At 49.0% G+C, this 20,547-nt stretch carries 21 protein-coding genes; 8 read left to right on the top strand and 13 right to left on the bottom strand.

Annotated elements, in window-relative coordinates; translation table 11 throughout:
- Window positions 1–5: 5 nt before the first annotated feature.
- Together DFR28_RS15305 and DFR28_RS15300 are read right to left on the bottom strand one after the other, a co-directional pair.
- Window positions 6–578, bottom strand: coding sequence for a glutathione peroxidase (locus tag DFR28_RS15305; protein WP_113955247.1), 573 nt, complete (start codon window positions 576–578; stop codon window positions 6–8).
- A 103-nt stretch (window positions 579–681) separates the two neighbouring features.
- Complete coding sequence (locus DFR28_RS15300; protein WP_113955246.1) at window positions 682–1,545, bottom strand: LysR family transcriptional regulator; 864 nt, start codon at window positions 1,543–1,545, stop codon at window positions 682–684.
- Window positions 1,546–1,731: 186 nt separating this feature from the next.
- On the opposite strand from DFR28_RS15300, the gene leuC reads away from it, so the two are divergent.
- The 3 genes from leuC (at window position 1,732) to DFR28_RS15285 (ending at window position 5,503) form a co-directional block, all read left to right on the top strand.
- Entirely contained in the window at window positions 1,732–3,141 is a 1,410-nt protein-coding gene (leuC, locus tag DFR28_RS15295; RefSeq protein ID WP_113955245.1) for a 3-isopropylmalate dehydratase large subunit, read from the top strand.
- Between the two features lie 30 nt (window positions 3,142–3,171).
- On the top strand, window positions 3,172–3,786 hold the full coding sequence (gene leuD / locus DFR28_RS15290; RefSeq protein WP_113955244.1) for a 3-isopropylmalate dehydratase small subunit: 615 nt from the start codon (window positions 3,172–3,174) through the stop codon (window positions 3,784–3,786).
- Window positions 3,787–3,964: 178 nt separating this feature from the next.
- Window positions 3,965–5,503: an alpha-isopropylmalate synthase regulatory domain-containing protein gene (locus DFR28_RS15285; protein WP_211317011.1), complete on the top strand. Its 1,539-nt coding sequence runs from the start codon at window positions 3,965–3,967 to the stop codon at window positions 5,501–5,503.
- Window positions 5,504–5,514: 11 nt separating this feature from the next.
- Here DFR28_RS15285 and DFR28_RS15280 read toward each other — a convergent pair whose 3' ends face one another.
- Entirely contained in the window at window positions 5,515–5,784 is a 270-nt protein-coding gene (locus DFR28_RS15280; RefSeq protein WP_113955242.1) for a DUF167 domain-containing protein, read from the bottom strand.
- Window positions 5,785–5,927: 143 nt separating this feature from the next.
- Between DFR28_RS15280 and ybaK the strand changes: the two genes are divergently transcribed.
- The gene (gene ybaK, locus DFR28_RS15275; RefSeq protein WP_113955241.1) at window positions 5,928–6,398 is read left to right on the top strand and encodes a Cys-tRNA(Pro) deacylase; all 471 of its coding nucleotides are present in this window, start codon (window positions 5,928–5,930) and stop codon (window positions 6,396–6,398) included.
- Window positions 6,399–6,459: 61 nt separating this feature from the next.
- Window positions 6,460–6,945 (top strand): GNAT family N-acetyltransferase, encoded by a 486-nt coding sequence (locus DFR28_RS15270; RefSeq protein WP_113955240.1) that lies wholly within the window; start codon window positions 6,460–6,462, stop codon window positions 6,943–6,945.
- On the opposite strand, the gene DFR28_RS15265 is transcribed toward DFR28_RS15270, so the two are convergent.
- Genes DFR28_RS15265 through DFR28_RS15255 form a run of 3 tightly spaced genes read right to left on the bottom strand, consistent with a single transcriptional unit; the run spans window position 6,932 to window position 9,621 of the window.
- Window positions 6,932–7,510: a nucleotidyltransferase family protein gene (locus DFR28_RS15265; protein ID WP_113955239.1), complete on the bottom strand. Its 579-nt coding sequence runs from the start codon at window positions 7,508–7,510 to the stop codon at window positions 6,932–6,934. The genes DFR28_RS15270 and DFR28_RS15265 overlap by 14 nt on opposite strands.
- Window positions 7,503–8,387 carry an XdhC family protein gene (locus DFR28_RS15260; protein ID WP_113955238.1) on the bottom strand — a complete coding sequence of 295 codons (885 nt, stop codon included), beginning with the start codon at window positions 8,385–8,387 and terminating at the stop codon, window positions 7,503–7,505. Before DFR28_RS15260 ends, DFR28_RS15265 begins: the two co-directional genes overlap by 8 nt.
- Window positions 8,388–8,424: 37 nt before the next feature.
- Window positions 8,425–9,621: a glycosyltransferase family protein gene (locus tag DFR28_RS15255; protein WP_113955237.1), complete on the bottom strand. Its 1,197-nt coding sequence runs from the start codon at window positions 9,619–9,621 to the stop codon at window positions 8,425–8,427.
- 313 nt (window positions 9,622–9,934) lie between these two features.
- On the opposite strand from DFR28_RS15255, the gene DFR28_RS15250 reads away from it, so the two are divergent.
- Window positions 9,935–10,132 carry a hypothetical protein gene (locus DFR28_RS15250; RefSeq protein ID WP_113955236.1) on the top strand — a complete coding sequence of 66 codons (198 nt, stop codon included), beginning with the start codon at window positions 9,935–9,937 and terminating at the stop codon, window positions 10,130–10,132.
- A gap of 21 nt (window positions 10,133–10,153) precedes the next feature.
- Here the strand turns inward: DFR28_RS15250 and DFR28_RS15245 are convergent, their stop codons facing one another.
- Genes DFR28_RS15245 through DFR28_RS15235 form a run of 3 tightly spaced genes read right to left on the bottom strand, consistent with a single transcriptional unit; the run spans window position 10,154 to window position 13,085 of the window.
- Window positions 10,154–10,816, bottom strand: coding sequence for an SOS response-associated peptidase (locus tag DFR28_RS15245; protein WP_113955235.1), 663 nt, complete (start codon window positions 10,814–10,816; stop codon window positions 10,154–10,156).
- A 29-nt stretch (window positions 10,817–10,845) separates the two neighbouring features.
- Window positions 10,846–11,925 carry a CaiB/BaiF CoA transferase family protein gene (locus DFR28_RS15240; protein ID WP_113955234.1) on the bottom strand — a complete coding sequence of 360 codons (1,080 nt, stop codon included), beginning with the start codon at window positions 11,923–11,925 and terminating at the stop codon, window positions 10,846–10,848.
- A complete protein-coding gene (locus tag DFR28_RS15235) occupies window positions 11,925–13,085 on the bottom strand; it encodes an acyl-CoA dehydrogenase family protein (RefSeq protein ID WP_113955265.1) in 1,161 nt (386 codons plus the stop codon). Before DFR28_RS15235 ends, DFR28_RS15240 begins: the two co-directional genes overlap by 1 nt.
- A 293-nt stretch (window positions 13,086–13,378) precedes the next feature.
- Here DFR28_RS15235 and DFR28_RS15230 point away from each other — a divergent pair, with 293 nt between their 5' ends.
- Window positions 13,379–14,044, top strand: a complete 666-nt coding sequence (locus tag DFR28_RS15230; RefSeq protein WP_113955233.1) for a nitroreductase — start codon at window positions 13,379–13,381, stop codon at window positions 14,042–14,044.
- 92 nt (window positions 14,045–14,136) lie between these two features.
- Here the strand turns inward: DFR28_RS15230 and DFR28_RS15225 are convergent, their stop codons facing one another.
- From DFR28_RS15225 to DFR28_RS15210, 4 genes are read right to left on the bottom strand one after another with little or no spacing between them, the layout of a single operon-like run.
- Window positions 14,137–15,126, bottom strand: coding sequence for an alpha/beta hydrolase (locus DFR28_RS15225; protein ID WP_113955232.1), 990 nt, complete (start codon window positions 15,124–15,126; stop codon window positions 14,137–14,139).
- A 14-nt stretch (window positions 15,127–15,140) separates the two neighbouring features.
- On the bottom strand, window positions 15,141–15,923 hold the full coding sequence (locus DFR28_RS15220; RefSeq protein WP_170132124.1) for an enoyl-CoA hydratase/isomerase family protein: 783 nt from the start codon (window positions 15,921–15,923) through the stop codon (window positions 15,141–15,143).
- A gap of 32 nt (window positions 15,924–15,955) precedes the next feature.
- Window positions 15,956–18,103, bottom strand: coding sequence for a 3-hydroxyacyl-CoA dehydrogenase NAD-binding domain-containing protein (locus tag DFR28_RS15215; protein ID WP_113955230.1), 2,148 nt, complete (start codon window positions 18,101–18,103; stop codon window positions 15,956–15,958).
- 18 nt (window positions 18,104–18,121) lie between these two features.
- Window positions 18,122–19,330, bottom strand: coding sequence for an acetyl-CoA C-acetyltransferase (locus DFR28_RS15210; RefSeq protein WP_113955229.1), 1,209 nt, complete (start codon window positions 19,328–19,330; stop codon window positions 18,122–18,124).
- 135 nt (window positions 19,331–19,465) lie between these two features.
- On the opposite strand from DFR28_RS15210, the gene DFR28_RS15205 reads away from it, so the two are divergent.
- Window positions 19,466–20,479 carry an AraC family transcriptional regulator gene (locus DFR28_RS15205; RefSeq protein ID WP_211317009.1) on the top strand — a complete coding sequence of 338 codons (1,014 nt, stop codon included), beginning with the start codon at window positions 19,466–19,468 and terminating at the stop codon, window positions 20,477–20,479.
- Window positions 20,480–20,547: the final 68 nt, after the last annotated feature.

The following is a 20,547-nucleotide window of genomic DNA, read 5'->3' as shown; positions in this document are numbered from 1 at the left end:
GTTAGCTATTGAGCAGCCAACATGTTTTCGACCTGCTCCTTGAACTGGTCTGAAGCGGGGTCAGTTTCGGAAGCAAAATGCATCACCTGTTGACCATCAGCCGAGACCAAATACTTAGTGAAATTCCAGCCCGGTGCTTCGCCAGAACGAGCGGCTAGTTCTTTAAATATTGAATTAGCGCTCTGCCCTTTTACATGACTGGGTTCCAGCATTGTGAAGGTAACGCCATAATTCACATAGCAGACATCGGCCACTTTTTCGGTGTCGGCGTATTCTTGCTTAAAGTCGTTAGAGGGAAACCCGACAACCGCTAAGCGATCCCCGTATTTCTGATGCAGCGCTTCAAGCGCCTTAAATTGCGGTGTATAACCACATTGACTGGCGGTATTGACAATCAACATAGGCTTGCCCTTAAACTCAGCACAAAAATCCACCGACTGCTTAGAACGCAGCTTAGTGGCCGAGAAAGTCTGGAGTTGATGGCAGTCTTGCGCTTTCGTGGCTTGCTTAAGCGATGAGTCTGACGCATGCGTAGACACACTAAAAAACAGGGTAAGAAATAGGCTGATACGTAACATAGGTCTGCGTCCAAGTGGAAAACATAAATAGATTTTAGCAGATTCTTTGCAAGCCTCGCGTGAGCGACGCTAACAGGCTGCTTTCTATCTAACGGCTTTCTATCTAACTGCTTTCAATCAAAGACTTTAAGGCCTTAGCCGCATTCGACAAGCTACGTTTTGCATGCACCACCAAGCCTAATTCCCGCTGCAAAACTAGGCCAACATCGATCACTACCAGAGAGTTGCTGAGCATAGTCTGTGGCAATACTGACCAACCGAGCCCCGCCTCAGTTAACATTTTCAATGTCTCTAGATTATTGGTTTCCATTTGTACGCGCAGACTCAAATAGCGCTGATCAAACTCACGCTGCACAATTTTATGGGTCTCCGTGTCTTTACTCGGCAATACACAAAAGTATTCAGAGAGCTGCAGCAAGTTGATCGCCTGCTGACTAGCCAGTTCGTGGTCAAGCCCCACCACCACGCTTAAACTATCAAGCCACACCCTTTGCTTGATCAGCTTGTCCGGCAACTCGGTCGGCAAGGTGATAACCGCGAACTCAATATCGCCCTTTTGCACAGCATTAAACGCCTTATCTGAGTCTTCAAATAAGATATCAAGATGTACATTCGGATAGCGTCGGCCAAACTCCTTCAAGATCGGTGGCATGCGATGCAGGCCTACATGATGCGCAATAGCAACTGATAGGTTGCCACTAATGTCGTCACTCAAGTTGGAAGCATAGCGTTGCATGTCCTCGGCTTGAGCGACTAACTCTTGCGCTCGCGGCAACAATTGCTTACCAGCTTCAGTCAAACTGATTTGTCGCGCAATGCGGTTAAACAATTGTGTGCCGAGCTCCTGCTCAAGCGAAGAGACGCGTTTGCTAACCGCTGGTTGCGTCACAAATAGCAACTCAGAAGCTTTCGAAAAAGACTCGTGCCGAGCAACGGCGATAAACGCTTGAAGAGCAGAAATGTCCATAAGTTTGAATCAAACAATGAATTCCAATTTGGAATCCATATTATAAAAACAATGAATTTGATTTATCAATGAGCTTTGCTATGATTTACTCAATTACAGGCTCAGCCCTGTTGCTCAAGGTCGTTCAAGCGACCCTTGAATAAAGCTTAACTCATTGTTGTTGAACGTTTTTCCAAGAGGTAACCCATGGCTAAAACCATGTACGAAAAAATCTGGGACGCACACTTTGTGCACCAAGAGCCGGGCCAAGCGCCATTAATGTACGTTGACCGTCATCTAATGCACGAAGTAACGTCACCACAAGCGTTCGAAGGACTGAAAATTGCGGATCGCCCGATTCGTAATCCACATAGTATTCTTGCCACCTTGGACCATTGCGTGCCAACCAAGCTCAAGGACCGCATTAACTTACCCGATCCAATTGGCGCTAAACAAGTGCAAACCATGATGGACAACTGCCAGCACCACGGGCTGACGTTGTACGACATGAAAAGCAAGAATAATGGAATCATTCACGTAGTCGTGCCAGAACACGGCTTTGTCCATCCCGGCATGACTACGGTATGCGGCGATTCACATACCGCAACCCACGGCGCTTTTGGTGCCTTAGCATTCGGCATCGGCACGTCTGAGGTTGAGCATGTGATGGCAACTCAATGCCTGCCACAATCAAAGTCCAAAACCATGTTGGTGCAAGTCGACGGCAAACTGTCTAAATTCAGCACCGCGAAAGACATTGCATTAGCCATTATCGGCGAAATTGGCACGGCTGGCGGTAACGGCTACGTCATTGAATACGCCGGCGAAGCGATTGAAGCGCTGTCGATGCAGGGTCGCATGACGCTATGCAATATGGCAATCGAGTCCGGCGCACGCGCTGGATTAGTAGCACCAGACCAAAAGACCTATGACTTTCTAGAAGGCAAAGAGTTCGCGCCCAAAGGTGAGCAATGGGAGCAAGCACTAGCCTACTGGAAATCATTACCCAGCGACGACGGCGCGGCATTTGACCACGTTGTGAAATTGCGAGCCGAAGACATTGCACCACAAGTTACCTGGGGCACATCACCTGAGCAAGTTGTTCCAGTCGATCAATCAGTACCCTTCCCATCTGACTTCAGCATCGAAGGCAAACGAATCGCCTGTGAAAGCGCCTTAGGCTATATGGGTTTAGAGTCCGGCACTAAGATGACGGACATCGCGGTCGACTTTGTGTTTCTTGGTTCGTGTACTAACTCACGTATTGAGGACTTTCGGGCCGCTGCCGAGATCGCCAAAGGCACTAAAGTGCCGGCCAATGTCACCGCGATTGCCGTACCAGGCTCGTACTTAGTAAAAGAACAAGCTGAGCAGGAAGGTTTAGACAAAATATTCACTGATGCGGGCTGGGAGTGGCGTGAACCAGGTTGTTCTATGTGCTTGGCGATGAACGGCGACCAACTTAAACCCGGTGAACGCTGCGCGTCGACATCGAATCGTAATTTCGAAGGCCGACAAGGTAAAGGTGGTCGAACCCACCTCGTTTCTCCCGCAATGGCAGCAGCAACTGCCGCCGCTGGGCACTTTGTCGATATCCGAACGCTTGAACAAGCATAGGCACTAACTACTAGGCTAGGAGCCACAATCATGGAAAAATACACAAAACATACGAGTGTTGCGGCCTTAATGAATCGCAGCAATGTCGATACTGATCAAATCATCGCCAAACAATTCTTAAAGAAAGTTGAACGAACAGGGTTTGGAATCCATTTGTTTCACGACTGGCGCTATCTCGAAGACGGCACACTAAACCCGGATTTCGAGCTCAACAACCCAAACTTCGACGGCGCAAAAATTCTTGTAGCTGGCGATAATTTCGGCTGCGGGTCCTCTCGAGAGCATGCCCCTTGGGCCATTGACGATTACGGTTTCAACACCATAATCTCTACCAGCTTTGCCGATATTTTCTACAACAACTGCTTCAAGAATGGCATCTTGCCTATCGTAGTAGAACCGGATGTCCTCAAAGCAGTAATGGCTGAGATTTCTGAAAATGAAGGCGTCGCGTTTACCGTTGACCTTGAACATCAACGCGTTACCACACCGGGCGGCATCGAAATCACCTTTGATATCGACGGTTTCCGTAAGCACAATTTGTTAGAAGGTCTAGACGATATTGGTTTAACGCTTAAACAGACCGACCGAATCGATGAATACGAAGTCACCCATAAGCAACGTTTTCCTTGGCTTTGGGCGTCGTAACCAGACCCATTGAGTGCAGTAAGGGTGGCAATGCCACCCTTTTTGCGTTTAGCCCTGGAGCAAAGCTACTCATATGCCAGTATCAACCGGCAGACAGTGCACTACAAATTCGGTTAAAGCCTTTTATTTCCTAAACAAAACTCGATATAGTCAAGAGTCGACGTTCTGAGAAACCCCTATGCCAAACAAGCCCCAAATAACCTTAATGGACACCACTTTACGCGACGGTGAGCAAACTCAAGGCGTATCGTTTGCACCAAGTGAAAAGGTCAGTCTGGCACAGGCATTATTGGGCCGCTTAAAGGTTGACCGTATCGAGGTAGCTTCCGCTGGCGTGTCTGCCGGAGAGCAAGAGGCGGTGCGTAAAATTAATGCGTGGGCGAAAGACAAAGGCTACTTAGAACGCGTCGAAGTACTCGGCTTTGTGGATCACAACCGAAGCATCGATTGGATTGTTGGCGCTGGTGGCAAAGTGATCAACCTGTTGACCAAAGGCAGTGAAAACCATTGCCGCAAGCAACTACGCCAGACCCCTGAACAACACATCGAAAACATTCACAAAACTATTGATTACGCGGAACAACAAGGTGTCAACGTCAATGTGTATCTGGAGGATTGGTCAAATGGCTACCGCGACGCACCAGAGTACGTATATCACTTAGTGGAATCTCTGAAAGATCGTAAGATTGGACACTTTATGCTGCCAGATACGTTAGGGGTCATGTCGCCCGATGAAGTCACTGCAGCAATTGGCGACATGGTCACACGCTTCCCAGCGTTATCATTCGACTTTCATCCTCACAACGACTATGGCTTAGCAACGGCAAATGTCATGGCAGCGGTGGATGCCGGAATACACTCTATTCACTGTACGGTGAATTGTTTGGGCGAACGTGCTGGCAACGCATCCCTGGCCGAAGTGGCCGTCGTGTTACGCGATAAAATGGGTATCGACCTCAACATTGCCGAGGAGCACATTGTCGACATCAGTCAAATGGTTGAAAGCTTTTCAGGCAAATTCGTCGCCTGCAATGCGCCGATACTGGGCAGTGATGTATTCACCCAAACGGCTGGCATTCACGCCGACGGTGATAAAAAAGCCAATCTCTACGTTACTCATCTAACTCCTGAACGCTTTGCACGCAAACGCACCTATGCCCTCGGCAAGCTAGCCGGCAAGGCATCACTCGAACAGAACCTAGATGAAATGGGAATTTCATTAAGCGACGAAGACCAAAAGAAAGTCCTCGCCAAAGTCATTCAATTAGGCGACTCCAAGCAAATTATCACACCGGAAGACCTGCCCTTCATAATCGCCGACGTACTGGGAAGCAACGACGCAGCGCGTGTAATGTTGATCGATTGCGCCACGTTTAGCCCACTTAGTGGAAAATCGAGTGTCGAGCTAACGGTCTCGGTAGATGGCAAAACATTAAGTGAGAAAGGCGAAGGCAACGGAGCTTATGACGCCTTCGCGCGTGCGCTGGATGAAATTTTGATCGACTACCCTGAGCTAACTCGCCCTAAGCTGATCGACTACCAAGTACATATCCCCAAAGGCGGAAAAACCAACGCACTCACCGAGGCGTCAATTACTTGGGAACTTGCTACAGGCCGTAAAATGACCACTCGCGGAGTACATTCAAATCAGGTGGTGGCGGCCATGTATGCCACCCTAAAAGCCATCAACTCGAATGCCGGCGAGTTAGTCCAATAACAACCACCAATTCAACGATACTGGCTCAGCGCCAAATCCAATTCTTGATCGGTCAAACCCTCGATCGACAATGTTTTTAGTGAATTGGTTTGACCAGTAGCCACACTCACATGGCTAGCGGGTATCGACAAGGCGGCTGCCAGTACTTTAACGACCGCCTTATTGGCTTTACCTTTTTCCGGCGCCACCATGACTTTCACCTTAAGCAAGTCACCGACGTAACCAACAACTTGATTAACCGAAGAATTAGGGATAACTTTAATTGACAGAGTACTAGCCATGTTAAACAACGCGCTAAAGACAGGTTAATTACCTCACAGACGACAAATTATACAGTGATCAATCCTTAATGCGCTCTAGGCGTAGCATTAACATTTACCAGCAAGCCGGTATTATTTAGCCACCATTAGCAAATAACAAAACCATGACACCCGCCATCGACCTAGCAGAAGCATCATCGACCGCTTACACCGTTCATAGCTATCAACACGACCCACACAGTCAGTCCTATGGCACCGAGGCCGCTGAGCAACTGGGGCTAACGCCTGATCAAGTCTTCAAAACCCTAGTTACCACATGCCCTAACGGCGAGTTAATTGTCGGAATTGTACCGGTATCAAAGCAATTGAATCTCAAAGCCTTAGCCAGTGCCGCCGGCGTAAAAAAGATTGAAATGGCCGACAAACAAAAGGTGCAACGCGTGACTGGCTACCTTTTAGGTGGTGTCAGCCCAATTGCACAAAAAAAGCCACTTCGAACCTTTTTGGATTCTTCTGCCAATAAGCATGCAACGATATACGTGAGTGCTGGTCGCCGCGGACTTGAGATTGAATTAAGTGCCGCCGACCTATGCCGATTAACTAACGCAAGCTACGCCGACATCGCCAGCAGTTAGCACTCACCGACAAATTTCACGACCTAACCTTCTCTTTAAAGCAGCCAAACAGAGACAAATCATGACCACGCCCCACATTCGACCCGTAACACCCGCTGACATACCGCAAATTTTACAGTTCATTCACGATTTAGCACTGTATGAAAAAGAACCGGAGGCGGTAATCGCAACTGAGCAGCATTTACAGCGAGTGTTATTTGGCGCCAGCCCTAAAGTGTTCGGCTTAATCGCCGAAATTGATTCCAAGGCGGTGGGATTCGCGATCTACTTTTTTAGTTTCTCAACCTGGTTAGGGCGTCATGGAATTTACTTAGAAGACTTATATGTTAAGCCCGAAACCCGCGGCTCCGGCGTGGGCAAGAGCCTGTTACAATCCCTCGCCAAAATTGCGGTTGAGAATGACTGTGGACGAGTTGAATGGAGTGTGCTGAACTGGAATGAGCCCGCCATTAAGTTTTACCAAGCGATTGGTGCCAAGCCACAAGATGAATGGACGGTATACCGTTTAACCGACAGCGCCTTGACTGATTTTGCTAAGTCCGACTAAGCAAGTCTTGCGGCGTATCAATATCCTTAAAAATCCCTTTATCGCTGACCTCAACTGACGTGACGTTTGCAAGATTCTGATTAATCAGCGCGCGCGCGCCCGCATCACCGTTGAGCCGTAAAAGTTCATCAAAATACGCCACGCCAAACGCCACCGGATTTCCTATCCGGCCTTGGCAGCGTGGCATTACTATATTATCGGCATGCAGCTCAGCCGCTATTTTTCGTACTGTATCAACATCTACATAAGGCATATCGCCAAGCGCAATTAGTATGCCGCATTGGGCATCACTGCTGCGTATACCAGCGACAATACTCTGACTCATTCCTTGTTCAGCACGCGTATTGATAATCGGCATGGCGCCGACACGATTAAGCAGCGCCTGCAGCTCTAGGTCGTCGTCACGCGCCACCACATGCACCACATCAAACACCGCTTGATAGATAGCAATGGTGTGTTCAATCAGCGCACGTCCATCCGGCATTGTGTGCATTAATTTGGCAGCACCAAACCGACGACTGTGCCCGGCGGCGAGAACAATGCAATCCGTCTTAGTATCAGCCATGGATACGATTCATCACCGCAACCATCTCCGCCAAAATAGATACGGCTATTTGACTCGGAGTCGTGGCGTCGATATCCATACCGACTGGCCCATGTATTTTTGATAAAAGACCCGGCTTGACACCCTGCGTCTCTAAACTGACCAAGCGTGACGCGTGAGTTCGTTTACTTCCTAAGGCGCCAATATAAAAAGCCGGCGATTCAACCGCTCGCTGTAAAATAGGAATTTCTAAATCATGCTCATGAAACAATGAAACCACCGCCGAAAAGCTATCCGCAGCCGAAGCAATGTCGATCGCGCGCGCCAAGGGTTCAGTACAAAATCCGTGCGCTTCTAGCTGCGCTTTAGTGTCGTCATTCTGCACGCAACACACCACATCATAGCCAGTCGCCATCGCCAATTTTGTCAGCGATTGCATAATTGGGCCTTGCCCAAACAACATTAGTCGCGGCGTCGGAACATAGGTTTTTTGATACTGACCAACTTGCATCGGCACGACCTGGCGAGCCTCTAGCTGGGTTAGCAAATGCAGCAATGACGGTTCAGTTTGTTGGCAATCAAAATACACATCAATGCCTGAGCCACACGGCAATTTAATATCAAAAAACGGCGAGCCGAGTCCGTAACGTTGCGCTTGATTCCGTTCTTGCTGGAGCGCGAGCAGCGCTTGATCGGCAATCGCTCGCTCAGCACAACCGCCGGTCATTTGCCCTAGGTAATCGCCTTGTTCATTGACCAGCATCTGGGTACCAAGCGGATACGGCGCATTACCTTCAATATTAACCAAGGTAGCTAGCACCACCCGAGAGCCGGACCGCACCCAATCTAAGGCAGCGGCAATCAGCTCCGGCGGCTGGTCGGTATAATTAACGTTCACAGTTACGGCACGTGAGATGACAAGTCAGCAAGGCCGCCTATTTCTCCAATTTGGCGGCGATCAACTGATGTAAACGCGATAAGGTATGATGGTTTTCATACTTAAGGCTCATTCGCGATGCGTTGGCCCAAATCTGATCGCTAGTCGTCGCCTTCTCGATCAGCTTATTAAGATCTAAACCGTCGGGTTTAGCTGGCCCAGGAAAGCCTAGTTTTCGTTTCGCCACACGATAAGCTAACAACATATTTTCGGGGTTATTCGGCAACAGAATAGACGGCGTACCGGTAATCAACAATTCATAAATCAAATCATGGTTGCAGTTATTAATAACCACCCGGCACTGCTCGATAACGCGGCGAATATTAACTAACTCATTCTGAATTTTGATATTTCGGACTTGGTTCTGCTTAATCCAACTGTCCTCGGCGTTAGGAATAACCACCAAGGTCGGATCACCTCGGCGTGCGAGTTGCTCCAGCACGGCGGTCAAGTGCGGCGACTTCGCATCGAGCTGGGCAAATATTTTAGTTCCGGGGGAATGTGGCCATACCGGATCAACGGCTGTACTACTCCTGGTCCAGCGCACCACATAGTCGGCTTCGCGGCGACCATAGTGGTCGATTTCAGCGAACGACATGACCCACTGATCAGCATGTGAGTAAATCTCATACGCTTCCTTAAGCACTACTTTCTCGAAATTTAGTGCTTGAATAGAACTATTAACAGTTGCGACTAAACGTTGGTCGCCCTCTTCTAACTGCGCCTGTAGACCCTCCGTCGTTTTCCACGGAGCCAAACTTGGAAGCGGATTGGTTTTCGGTGGAACTGAATACCCATTTCCAACCATCGCACATGGAACCATCAATAATTTTGCGGCTAGTGTCGCCACCGGTGCACCGTCGGTAACCACCAAATCCACATCCAATGTAGCTAAAGTGTGTAACCAGCTGCGCAACACGGGCGTCAATGTGGCTGGACTATCAAACCCATTGGCCAACAAAATCGATGTGAAGTTTTGCAGACGCCAGGACTTGTCGCGTTTCGGCAAGACTGGCTTTGGAGCCTGAAAAATGGATATTTTGGCGAAAGACTCATTGCGGTGTGCTGCGGCTATATCGCTACACACAAGGCGAACTGAGTGCCCTTGAGTTTTCAGTTCATCGGCACAGTCAGCTAATCTCGCTAATGCACGGGAGCCACTACCCAATTCGGAGCAAAGAACTACTTTCGCCATATCGGTCTTCTCGTTTTCTATTTATTTTCAAGTATTTGCGATTCTAATCGCTTGCCGCATGCAGGTGCAAAAAAAAGCTGCTATCAAAGCAAGAAACGTATATTAGCTTGTTTACTCGACAGACGCACGTCGGGTTGATTAGCAACGTTAAAACTAGGGTCACAACGTCAATATGGTCAATTTATTCAAAAATTCACCTATTTAGGTGATGTAAGCGGCGGCATCGAGAGCCATAATCAGTTTGCTAGAGGAAACTAAACCTCTGGTAGAACGTAAAAATCGAGTAGTCGACAATCTAGTAACGGAATCAAAGATGAAGAAAACACGAAAATTTAATGTCCTAGGGTCAGGTCTCAACAAACAACAACACAGCACACTCGACCTATGGCAGCAGCATATGGCTGCGCTGGCCCGAGCCAGTGAGCGCCGCGACGATGAACCTAACAGTATCCCGCTATTCACCGAGCAGTCGATTGCAACCATCGTCGACCGACCGAGCACGTACCGTTAATCAGCTAGCCCTGTTGAGCGCTCAGTCCGTATCGACGGCATCAATAAGTTTGGCATTGTCGTTGCGTGGATTCCCCACGGCTCGACTCACCGGCCAATACACCACATTGGGTGATTTGGCAGCCATCAGCTGCTGTTTTGTCGCATCTAGCTTTAATGAATCACCGTGCAACCAGTCCTGCCCAGCCTGCTGAGTAAGCAGGATCGGCATGCGATGATGAATGTCCTTCAATGGCGTGATCGCCGCTTTGGTAATCATCGTGCAGGAGAGTTGATCCGCCCATGGCTCATAGAGACCCGCAGCAACCAATAAGCCGGTCTCTTGGTCGCTAATGTACACCGGTTGTTTCTCACCGTGCTCATTCTGTCGCCACTCATAATAACCCGCCATCGGAATAACACAGCGCCGCCGCATTTTCCAGGCATCAGCAAAAGTTGGTTTTTCTGCTAGCGACTCTAGGCGCGCATTAAATGTCGCATACTTTGAGGTAAACTCGCGCGCCCACGAAGGAACCATACCCCAACGCATCGCTGCACCGAGCAGCTGACGGTCGTCGCTTGCGAAAAACGCAGCAATCTTAGAACTGGGAGCTACGTTATAACTGAGCGGCACCGCCGGCCAACTTCCGAGCATTTCGGACCAACCGTGCATACGCGGCAGATGATTATTAAAACGCCCGCACATCGCTCAACGTTGACTCAGCACGTCGGTCGCTACTTTTGCCACTCAGCCAATACCGAACTGATATCGCTAATCTCGCTGCCCGCTGTGTCAACCATTTCCACTGACCGACTAAACTTCGGGGCCGGGGCCGGTTGTTCAACACCATTGATGGTGATGTAGGCATTGCGTGCTTGCATATGCGGGTCCTGAGTAGCCTCTTTAAAATCGAGTACCGGCGCCACACACGCGTCACTTCCGGCGAAGATTTCAGTCCACTCATCGCGCGTCTTAGTGGCGACCACCTCGGCAAGTTTGGCTTTCAATTCTGGCCACTTACGCGGGTCGTTTTGCTTACCAAAATCGCTCATGTCCAGCGCCATCTTGTCGCATAATTCAGCGTAAAAATGTGGTTCTATCGCACCTATTGAGATAAATTTATCGTCACTGGTTTGGTAGGTGTCATAAAAATGTGCCGCCGAATCTAATAAATTAGCACCACGTTGGGTCTGCCAAAGACCGAGCTGGCTCATGCTGTAGAACAAGCTCATCAAGTTAGCCGTGCCCTCGGTAATGGCCGCGTCGACCACCTGCCCTTGCCCCGATGACGTGCGTTCATGTAATGCAGCCAGAATTCCCATCACCAAAAACATCGTACCGCCGCCATAGTCACCGACCAAATTTAACGGTGGCACGGGGTTTTCATTCGCACGACCTATCGCATTTAACGCACCGGTCAACGCAATATAATTGATGTCGTGTCCAGCCGTCTGCGCGCGCGGGCCAGTTTGTCCCCAACCGGTCATGCGACCAAAAATAAGCCCAGGGTTGTCTACCGTAAACTGCTCGGGTCCAAGCCCTAAGCGCTCCATCACACCGGGTCTAAACCCTTCCAGCAGAATGTCTGCCGAACTGATTAACGACTTCGCGACTTGGATGTCTTCGGGGGATTTAAGATCCAGCTCAGTTGCGCGCTTACCGCGTCGCAAAATATCACCAGGGAAGCGAAACGGATCGTTGGCTTTATCAAGCACAACCACATCAGCCCCCATATCCGCCAGTAACATGCCGGCGAGCGGCACGGGGCCGATCGCTGACATCTCAATGACTTTGAGTCCGTGTAGCGGGCCCATTAATCTAACAAGCTCTGGTATGAATCTGAAAAAATATCGCGCCCGAGAATCAGTTTCATGATTTCCGACGTTCCAGCATAAATACGGCTGATACGCGCATCCGTGAACATACGACAAATATCATATTCCTGCATATAACCTGCGCCACCGTGCAACTGAACACCTAGGTCCATCATTTTCCACTCGGTTTCCGCGCCAATCAATTTTAACTTCGCCCCCATATTGGCCGTCAGCTTGCCTTGGTTATGCATCTCTACGCAGTGATCCAAATAGACCTGAGCGACTTCGATCTCGGCGTCCATTTCAGCCATAGTAAACTGCGTATTCTGAAAATCACTGACCTTTTTGCCAAATGCTTTACGCTCCATAACAAAGGCGCGGGTCACATCGAATGCTTTACGTGCGCTCGAAATAGTACCAACAGCATTAAGTAAGCGCTCTTCCGCCAGCCCTTCCATCAGATAGAAAAAACCTTTGCCTGGTTCGCCCAACACATTGTCTTTGGGTACTTTTACGTTATTGAAGAAAAGCTCCGCCGTATCTTGTGCTTTTAGCCCCATTTTATCGAGATTGCGACCTCGCTCAAACCCTTCCATGCCACGCTCAACCACCATTAGCACCATGGCGTGCGAGCTTTCTGCTCCTTCTAGCTTCGCTGCGACCACCACATAGTCGGCTAAGATACCGTTCGAAATATAGGTTTTAGAACCGTTTAGAACAAAGTGATCACCTGCGTCTTTAACGGTAGTTCGCATACCCGACAAATCGCTACCAGCATCTGGTTCAGTCATGGCAATCGCCAGAATCTTCTCACCGCTCACGCAACCCGGTAGAAATCGCTCGCGTTGCTCTTCCGTCGCGTACTTATACAAATACGGTCCGACCAAGCGACTGTGTAAGGTGTTAAACCACTCACCACATTGTTGGCGCACCGTTTCTTCGATAATGATTTGCTCATAGCGAAAATCACTGTCACCCAGACCACCATATTTTTCATCAGGCCACACCATCAAAAAGCCCTGTGCGCCAGCTTTAGTGAATGCTTCACGGTCGACAATGCCATTCTCACGCCATTGCGGCATATTCGGCGCAATATCTTGCTCCAAAAATTTGCGATAGGCTTCACGAAACATGGTTTGCTCTTCGGTAAAATTTCTCATCATTAAACTCGTACGGGGTTAGTCGCGGGGTTAATCGCGAGGAAAGTTGCGTGGTTGATTTGTATGCTCTCCATTGTAAAATTCCAGAACTTGGGAGCAATGGCAGGAGGCATCAAAAATATAGACATATCTTATTGTAATCCGACAGAATATCGACACTATGACGCCAAAATGTGAAGATAGATGTCCATTTTGATTAGCCGTATGTCATTGATCAGGCTCTAGACTCCGTTAGAATACGGACAAGACACGAACCACATTAATACTCAAAACTCTAACTAGGAGAGCATTGAATGAATCTCAATGAAGCCATCATTAAACGTCGCTCGGTCCGCGCTTATCAGGACAAGCCGGTTGCGCCAGAATTAATTCAAAAGATATTCCATGAGGCACAAGAGTCGCCATCTAACTGCAATACTCAGCCTTGGCACGTCGTGGTTGCATCGGGCAACGCGCGCGACGAAATTGAAAAATCCATGGTGAGCGACATTATGGCGGGCAAGACTCCAACGCCACACTTCACGCCTGGCGATCAGAACCTGAAAGATGAGTACCGTAAACGCCAAATTGCTTGTGCGATTTCCTTGTACGATGCAATGGATATCAAGTACGAAGAAAAAGACAAACGCCAGCAACTTATGCTGCGAAACTGGCAGTTCTTTGGTGCTCCGCATGCGGCTTTTTTCTCAATGCCAAAAACCATGAGCGAGATCAACGCGGTGGATATGGGTATTTACCTGCAAACCGTTATGCTCTTAATGACCGCCAACGGCTTAGGCAGTTGCCCACAAGGCGCTTTAGCCATGTACACAGATAAGGTTCACGAGCTAGCGAACATCCCTGACAATCACGCCATTATGTTTGGCCTGTCATTTGGATACCCAGATGAGTCAGCGCCGATCAACCAATTTGATGTAGGTCGTGCGGAACTAGGTGATTCAGTCGAGTTTTTAACCTAGCTTTTAAACTGGGCTATTAATGTAGACTCAAGCTAATAATTGCCTTACTCAACGAAGCGACGACGAGTGATTTGAACTCGCTTCGTTGACAATTACTTGGCAACAATAAAGCGAGCGATCTCTTGCATCGCTCGCCGTGCATCTTTTAACACCGGCGAGAGCGCCTGAAAGACATGGAACTGTCCGGCAAAATTGCTCAGCGTAACGTCCGCACCAGCTTGTTCGGCTTGCTCAGCAAAGGCTTGTATCTGATCAAAAAATAACTCCCCGTCGCCACACTGAATTAAGGTTGGCGGAAGATGCGTTAAATCAGCATCAAGCACACGAACTCGGGGGCTAATAGTGGTGTCAGACTGCATTAATGCGCCATAACTTTTAGCTAAAAATGGGCCAATCAAAAAATCATTGTCGGCATTAGACTGAATCGTTCCTTCACTGGCCAGCGGATCTACCCATGGCGACAGCAACACTAAGCGATCCGCTCCCTTAACACCAGAACCTCCTGCTCGCGCACTCTGCTCCAACTCAAGGGCCCCCAACTCAAGCGCTGCCATGATAGCCAACGCACCACCAGCGGAATCGCCGGCTAGAATCAGCTGACTCTGCGGATACGCTTTAGCAACCGCTTTGGTCACTGCCAAGCAATCATCTTGCGGCGCTGGAAATGGATGCTCGGGAGCCAAACGATAATCCGGCGCAATCACTAAACAATTAGAGTCCACTGCGAGTTGCGCAATCACTCCATGATGACTTTTGGGCGATCCGAAGACATAGCCACCACCATGAAAATAAATAATGACGCGTTGTTCGCTAGCCGTGGTCAGTGCGCTCGATTTAGGACTGACCATTGCCACATCAACTCCGCCAACATTACGCATCACAGCGTTAACTTTAAACAACGCGGGGCTGGGCACAACGGAGCCATCTATCTGGGCGCGTAGCCAGTGCAGGTCTCGTTGATTGCCTTGCTGCAATAAGCGCCGCAGCATTCGCGCATAAAACTCTGTACCCCAACTTCGAGTCGCCAACCTTTTGGGGGAAACCAACATTGAGCCGAATGAGGAAAAGAGTCGCTTGATCATAATTCTACCGGCGATTAACGCCCTTTAAATTGCGGTTTCTGTTTAGCAAAGAATGCTTTAATAGCTTGAGCGGAGTCTTCACTCACCAATAACTTGCTTTGTTCGCGAGCTTCTTCATCGACCACTTCGGCATAAGTCATGCTCGAGGCTGAGCGCATGATTTTCTTGAGTGCTGTCTGCGCCAATGGTGCGCCAGCTGCCAACTGCTCAGCCCATGCTTGCGTTTGTTCCCGCAATTGCTCGGCAGGCACAATTTTATTGGCAATACCTAGTTCAAGACATTGTTGCGCGGTTAAACGACCCGCGTCAACTGCCATTTCCATGGCTCGCTGATAACCCATTTTTTGCAGTAACAACCAGCTAGCACCGCCATCTGGAATGAGTCCAATCGCTGAAAAGGCTTGATACAAAAACGCATTGTCGGCCATGACAATCAGATCACAGTTCATAACCGCTGCGCTACCGACACCAGCCGCTGCACCATTAACCGCAGCGATATATAACTTGCTGGAATTATGAATAGCCATTAGCCAAGGAGTGTATTCAGCTGCGCACTGATCAACAAAATTATCGTGACCAGGCATGCCCTCGGTGAGGTCGGCACCGGCGCAAAAGCCCTCGCCTTCACCGGTCAAGACGACGACGCGAACCTCGTCGTCTTGCTCGATGCGTTGCACTAACTCAATCAGTTCCAAACGCAGTTTTTGATGCAATGCGTTTAGTGACTTCGGCGTATTGAGTGCGATGGTCGCCACCCGATTGCTTATCGTGTAATTGATATACTGATATTCAGACATAGGGGCGACCATTTGGTTAGTGATAATAAGCCTTAGGCGAACTGCTTACCTTCTTTGGCATGCTGCTTGACGATTTCAGGACACGCAAATCGCTCACCGAAAGCTTGTTCCAGCTCGGCGCAGCGCGTAATGAAATTATCCAAACCATAGGTATTAACAAACTGGATAAATCCGCCGGTATGCGCTGGCGCACCTATTCCGAAGATTGACCCAATATTGCCATCGGCAACAGAACGTAATACGCCGGTTTCCAAGCACTTTAAGGTTTCGATAACCTGACGGAACATTAGGCGGTCTTTGATATCGTCATCGCTGATTTGGTAATCCGCGTTGTAATACAGATCGTACAATGGCGGCCAGATATTCTTAGAACCGTCTTCGTGATATTCATAATATCCACCACCGTGGTAGCGGCCACCGCGACCGTTATCGGTAATCAAGTCTTTGATCACGCGACGGATCACGTCACCATTGCCCCATTTATCGGTTACGCCCATCTCAGCCCAGGTTTCTTGGGCTTTACGACTCAGCTCGAGACTGGTTTCATCTTGAATTTGTAGCGGTCCAACCGGCATGCCGATTGCTTTACCAAGATTGTCGATGCGCTTTGGATGCGTGCCTTCAGTTAGTAAATGTGCGGCTTCGTCTAAGTAAGTACCAAAAGTACGTGACGTGAAAAAGCCCAGTGAATCATTAACCACGATCGGCGTTTTGCGAATCTGCATTGTGTAGTCAAAGGCTTTAGCCAATGCTTCGTCGCTGGTCTTTTCACCGCAAATAATCTCAACCAATGGCATTTTATCAACTGGCGAGAAGAAGTGAATTCCAATAAAGTTCTCAGGCTTAGCACTGGCTTCTGCGAGTTGCGTGATTGGCAACGTCGACGTATTCGAACCCCAAAACCCGTCTTCAGACAAGCATGGCTCGATCTCTTTGGTAATTTTGTGTTTCAAACCAATGTTCTCGAACACCGCTTCAATGATTAAGTCGCAACCGTTTAAGTCTTCGTTCTTGTCGGTTGGCAAAATCAAATCCATTACCGATTGCGCTTTTTCCTCAGTCATTTGGCCGCGAGTCACACGCTTGTCCAACAATTTCTGTGAGTAAGCCTTACCTTTTTCGGCAGCTTCCAAGGAAATGTCTTTAAGCACAACTTCAATACCAGCCATGGCAGACACATAGGCAACGCCTTGCCCCATCATGCCCGCGCCTAAAATACCAACTTTGCGAGTAACTTGTTTCTCGATATTTTTAGGTCGGCTAGCGCCACCGTTGATTTGGTTCAGCTGAAAGAAGAACGTAGAAATCATGTTCTTGGCAACTGGCCCAGTCGCCACTCTGGCAAACTCACGCCCTTCGATTCGCAACGCGGTATCCACATCAAGCATCGACGACTGAAAAGCGACATCCATCGCGGCAGTCATCTGTGGCATTAAGCCACGCGTTTTCTGATGCAACATGGTCGGCGCCATAACCGCTAACTGTGCATTACGCGGCGAGTTAATCGCCCCACCTGGAATTCGATAAGCTTTGCGATCCCACGGCTGTACTGCCGCTTCATCATCACCTTTGCTGGCTAAGATGAATGCCTTGGCGGCCGGAATAAGTTCATCTAATGAATCGACAGTAGCGTCAATCAAGCCAGCAGCCAATGCTTTCTCTGGCTCTAAACGCTTGCTTTCTAGGATATACGGTAAGGCTTTTTCAACCCCAATTAGCTTGGTCAACCGAACCACACCACCACCACCTGGATACAAACCGAGCGAACATTCTGGCAAACCGATTTGCACCGATTTATGGTTGAATGCAATTCGATGATTACACGCCAAGCAAATCTCATAACCACCGCCCAATGCAGCACCATTGATGGCGGCAACAACAGGAACCGCTAGTTTTTCGAGACGGCGTAAATCACCTTTCATTGCTTCACCAGCATTGAAAAACTCTTCCGCGTCTTCGCGCTTAGCCGCCAATAGGTCGTTCAAATCGCCACCGGCGAAGAATACCTTTTTAGCCGATGCAATAACCACACCAGTCAAACCTTGCTCGGCTTCTAGTTTAGCCATAGTTTCGTTCATCGCGGTATGGTACTCGGCATTCATCGCATTAACCGGGCCACTCATATCCATCGTTACTAACACGATGCCGTCTTGATCTTTTTCGTACTTAAATACACTCATTGCTCTGATCCTGTCCGTTTAAACACGTTCGATGATGGTTGAAATACCCATGCCGCCACCGACACAGAGAGATAACATGCCACGACGTAAGTCGCGACGCTCTAGTTCGTCAAGCATGGAGCTCAGAATACAACCGCCGGTTGCGCCCAACGGATGTCCCATCGCAATCGAACCACCGACCACATTGGTAATAGAGTGATCGATACCTAAATCACGCATATAGCGCAACGCCACCGAGGCAAACGCTTCATTGATTTCCCAAAGGTCGATATCCGCAACGGTCAACCCAGCTGTTTTCAACGCTTTGTGTGCCGACGGGCCTGGGCCGGTCAACATGATGATTGGATCCGTTGAGATAATCGAGGTAGCGACTACCTTGCCGCGTGCAGTTAGACCTAAGTCTTTGCCAGCTTGCTGACTACCGATTAGAACAGCACTCGCACCATCCACAATACCCGACGAGTTGCCTGGTGTGTGTACGTGATTCACGCGCTCTAACTCGTTGTACTTCTTGATAATAATATCGTCAAAGCCGTACTTACCCATCTCGGCAAACGACGCACGTAAACCGCCCAAACCCTGCATAGTCGAATCTGGTTTGATAAAGTCATCGCGCTGCAAAATAGTCACGCCGTTTTTATCTTTAACTGGAATAACCGAGCCATCGAACCAACCGCTATCGCGCGCATGTGCTGCACGCTTTTGCGATTCCAAAGCGTAGGCATCAACGTCTTCGCGTGAGTAGCCATCAATGGTTGCAATGGTGTCAGCACCTATACCTTGCGGCACGAAACTTTCTTGAACAGCAAACGCTGCGTCCATTCCCATTGCGCCACCATCGGAACCCATTGGCACGCGTGACATACACTCAATACCACCGGCTACCACTAACTGTTCCCAGCCCGCCGCGACCTTGGCCGCGGCCATATTAATTGCCTCTAAGCCAGAAGCGCAAAAACGATTAAGTTGAACACCGGAAACTGACTCATCCCAGCCCGCATTTTGCACAATCATTTTGGCAATATCACTGCCCTGCTCGCCAACCGGAGACACACACCCCATAACCACATCGTCCACCTGAGAGGTATCTAAGTCGTTGCGTGACTGTAACTCTCTCAGCAGGCCTGCGCCCAAATCGATAGGTTTAACTTCATGCAAACTGCCATCCTTTTTGCCTTTACTGCGCGGTGTCCGCACGGCATCGTAAATGTATGCTGTGTTACTCATTGGTGTCCTCGAGGATTGGGTTAAAACATCTTAAAAATATTCTACGTGGTGAGCGTCAAGGCACAATGACAGAAGCTATCGAATAAATGGGCAGTTTTTATTAAACAGTCGCTATAAATGTGCTTTAATTGTCAAATGAAGGACGTGACGATTGATGCTTGTTTTGTTGCCATGTTGCTAGAGGGCGCTCAGCAGCAGGGGCTTGAGTGCGACCCCATCTTGCTGCGCAACGGAATCTCTCGCCTCGCTTTGTCGAAGCGCGGCACGCGCGTGCCACTGAAATCGTTCGCCGCTTTTGCTATCGAAATCATGAAAACTCTGGACGACGAATGCCTCGGCTTAACGCACCGCAAGCAACGCTTGGGTAGCTTTAATATGATGTGCCGCAGCTGCATTAGTGCGCGCAACATTCGCCGTTCGCTCAAACGTGCCGCGAAATTTTGGAACTTATTCCAGAACGGCTACCAGCACGATGTGCTTATCGACGGTGAACAAATTAGCTACACGCTGTCACCAATTGATGGCCAGCGCCCACTCAATAACTATTTAGCGGAAGCCATATTGTCGTCGATCCACCGCTTCCATTGCTGGCTTGGCGGGCAGTTTATTCCGTTAGACCACGTGGCCTTTGAACACGCCGAACCAGAATACGCTGACCAATACCGCCCGTTGTTTTACGGCGCGCCGATTAGCTACGACGACGAAGTCTGCAGCATGACCTTCCCATTGCGCTTTTTGGATCTCGAAATCGTGCAAACACCCGAAACGCTTGACCAATACCTACGTGGCACAAACTTATCATTACTGTATCAACCGAAAAATTATCGCGTAATCGGTGACCAAGTCAGGCAGTGGTTAGAACGCAATATTAAGCAAGGCAACTACAAGGCGACTTTAAGAGAAGCCGCCACACACTTTCAAATGAGCCAGCAAGTGTTGCACCGCAGATTACAAGCCGAGGAGTTGAGTTTCAAAGAAATCAAAATGCAAACTCGACGCGACTTAGCGGTGAACTTATTGTTCCAAAATAAATACAAGATCGAGGAAATCGCCACGCTAGTCGGGTTTTCTGAACCCAGCGCCTTCATCCGAGCCTTCAAAGCATGGACCGGCTCTACCCCACTAGCCTATCGACAGACACGTCGATAACATACTGACACAGCATCAAGTTGGTTATAATCAAAGGTCGACAATGGTTTGGATGCTCAAGCCACATC

It is taken from the genome of Arenicella xantha (assembly GCF_003315245.1).
In the GTDB taxonomy this organism is placed as follows: domain Bacteria; phylum Pseudomonadota; class Gammaproteobacteria; order Arenicellales; family Arenicellaceae; genus Arenicella; species Arenicella xantha.
The sequence above is the reverse complement of the archived record's forward strand: the minus strand, read 5'-3'. Positions and strand labels throughout refer to the sequence as shown.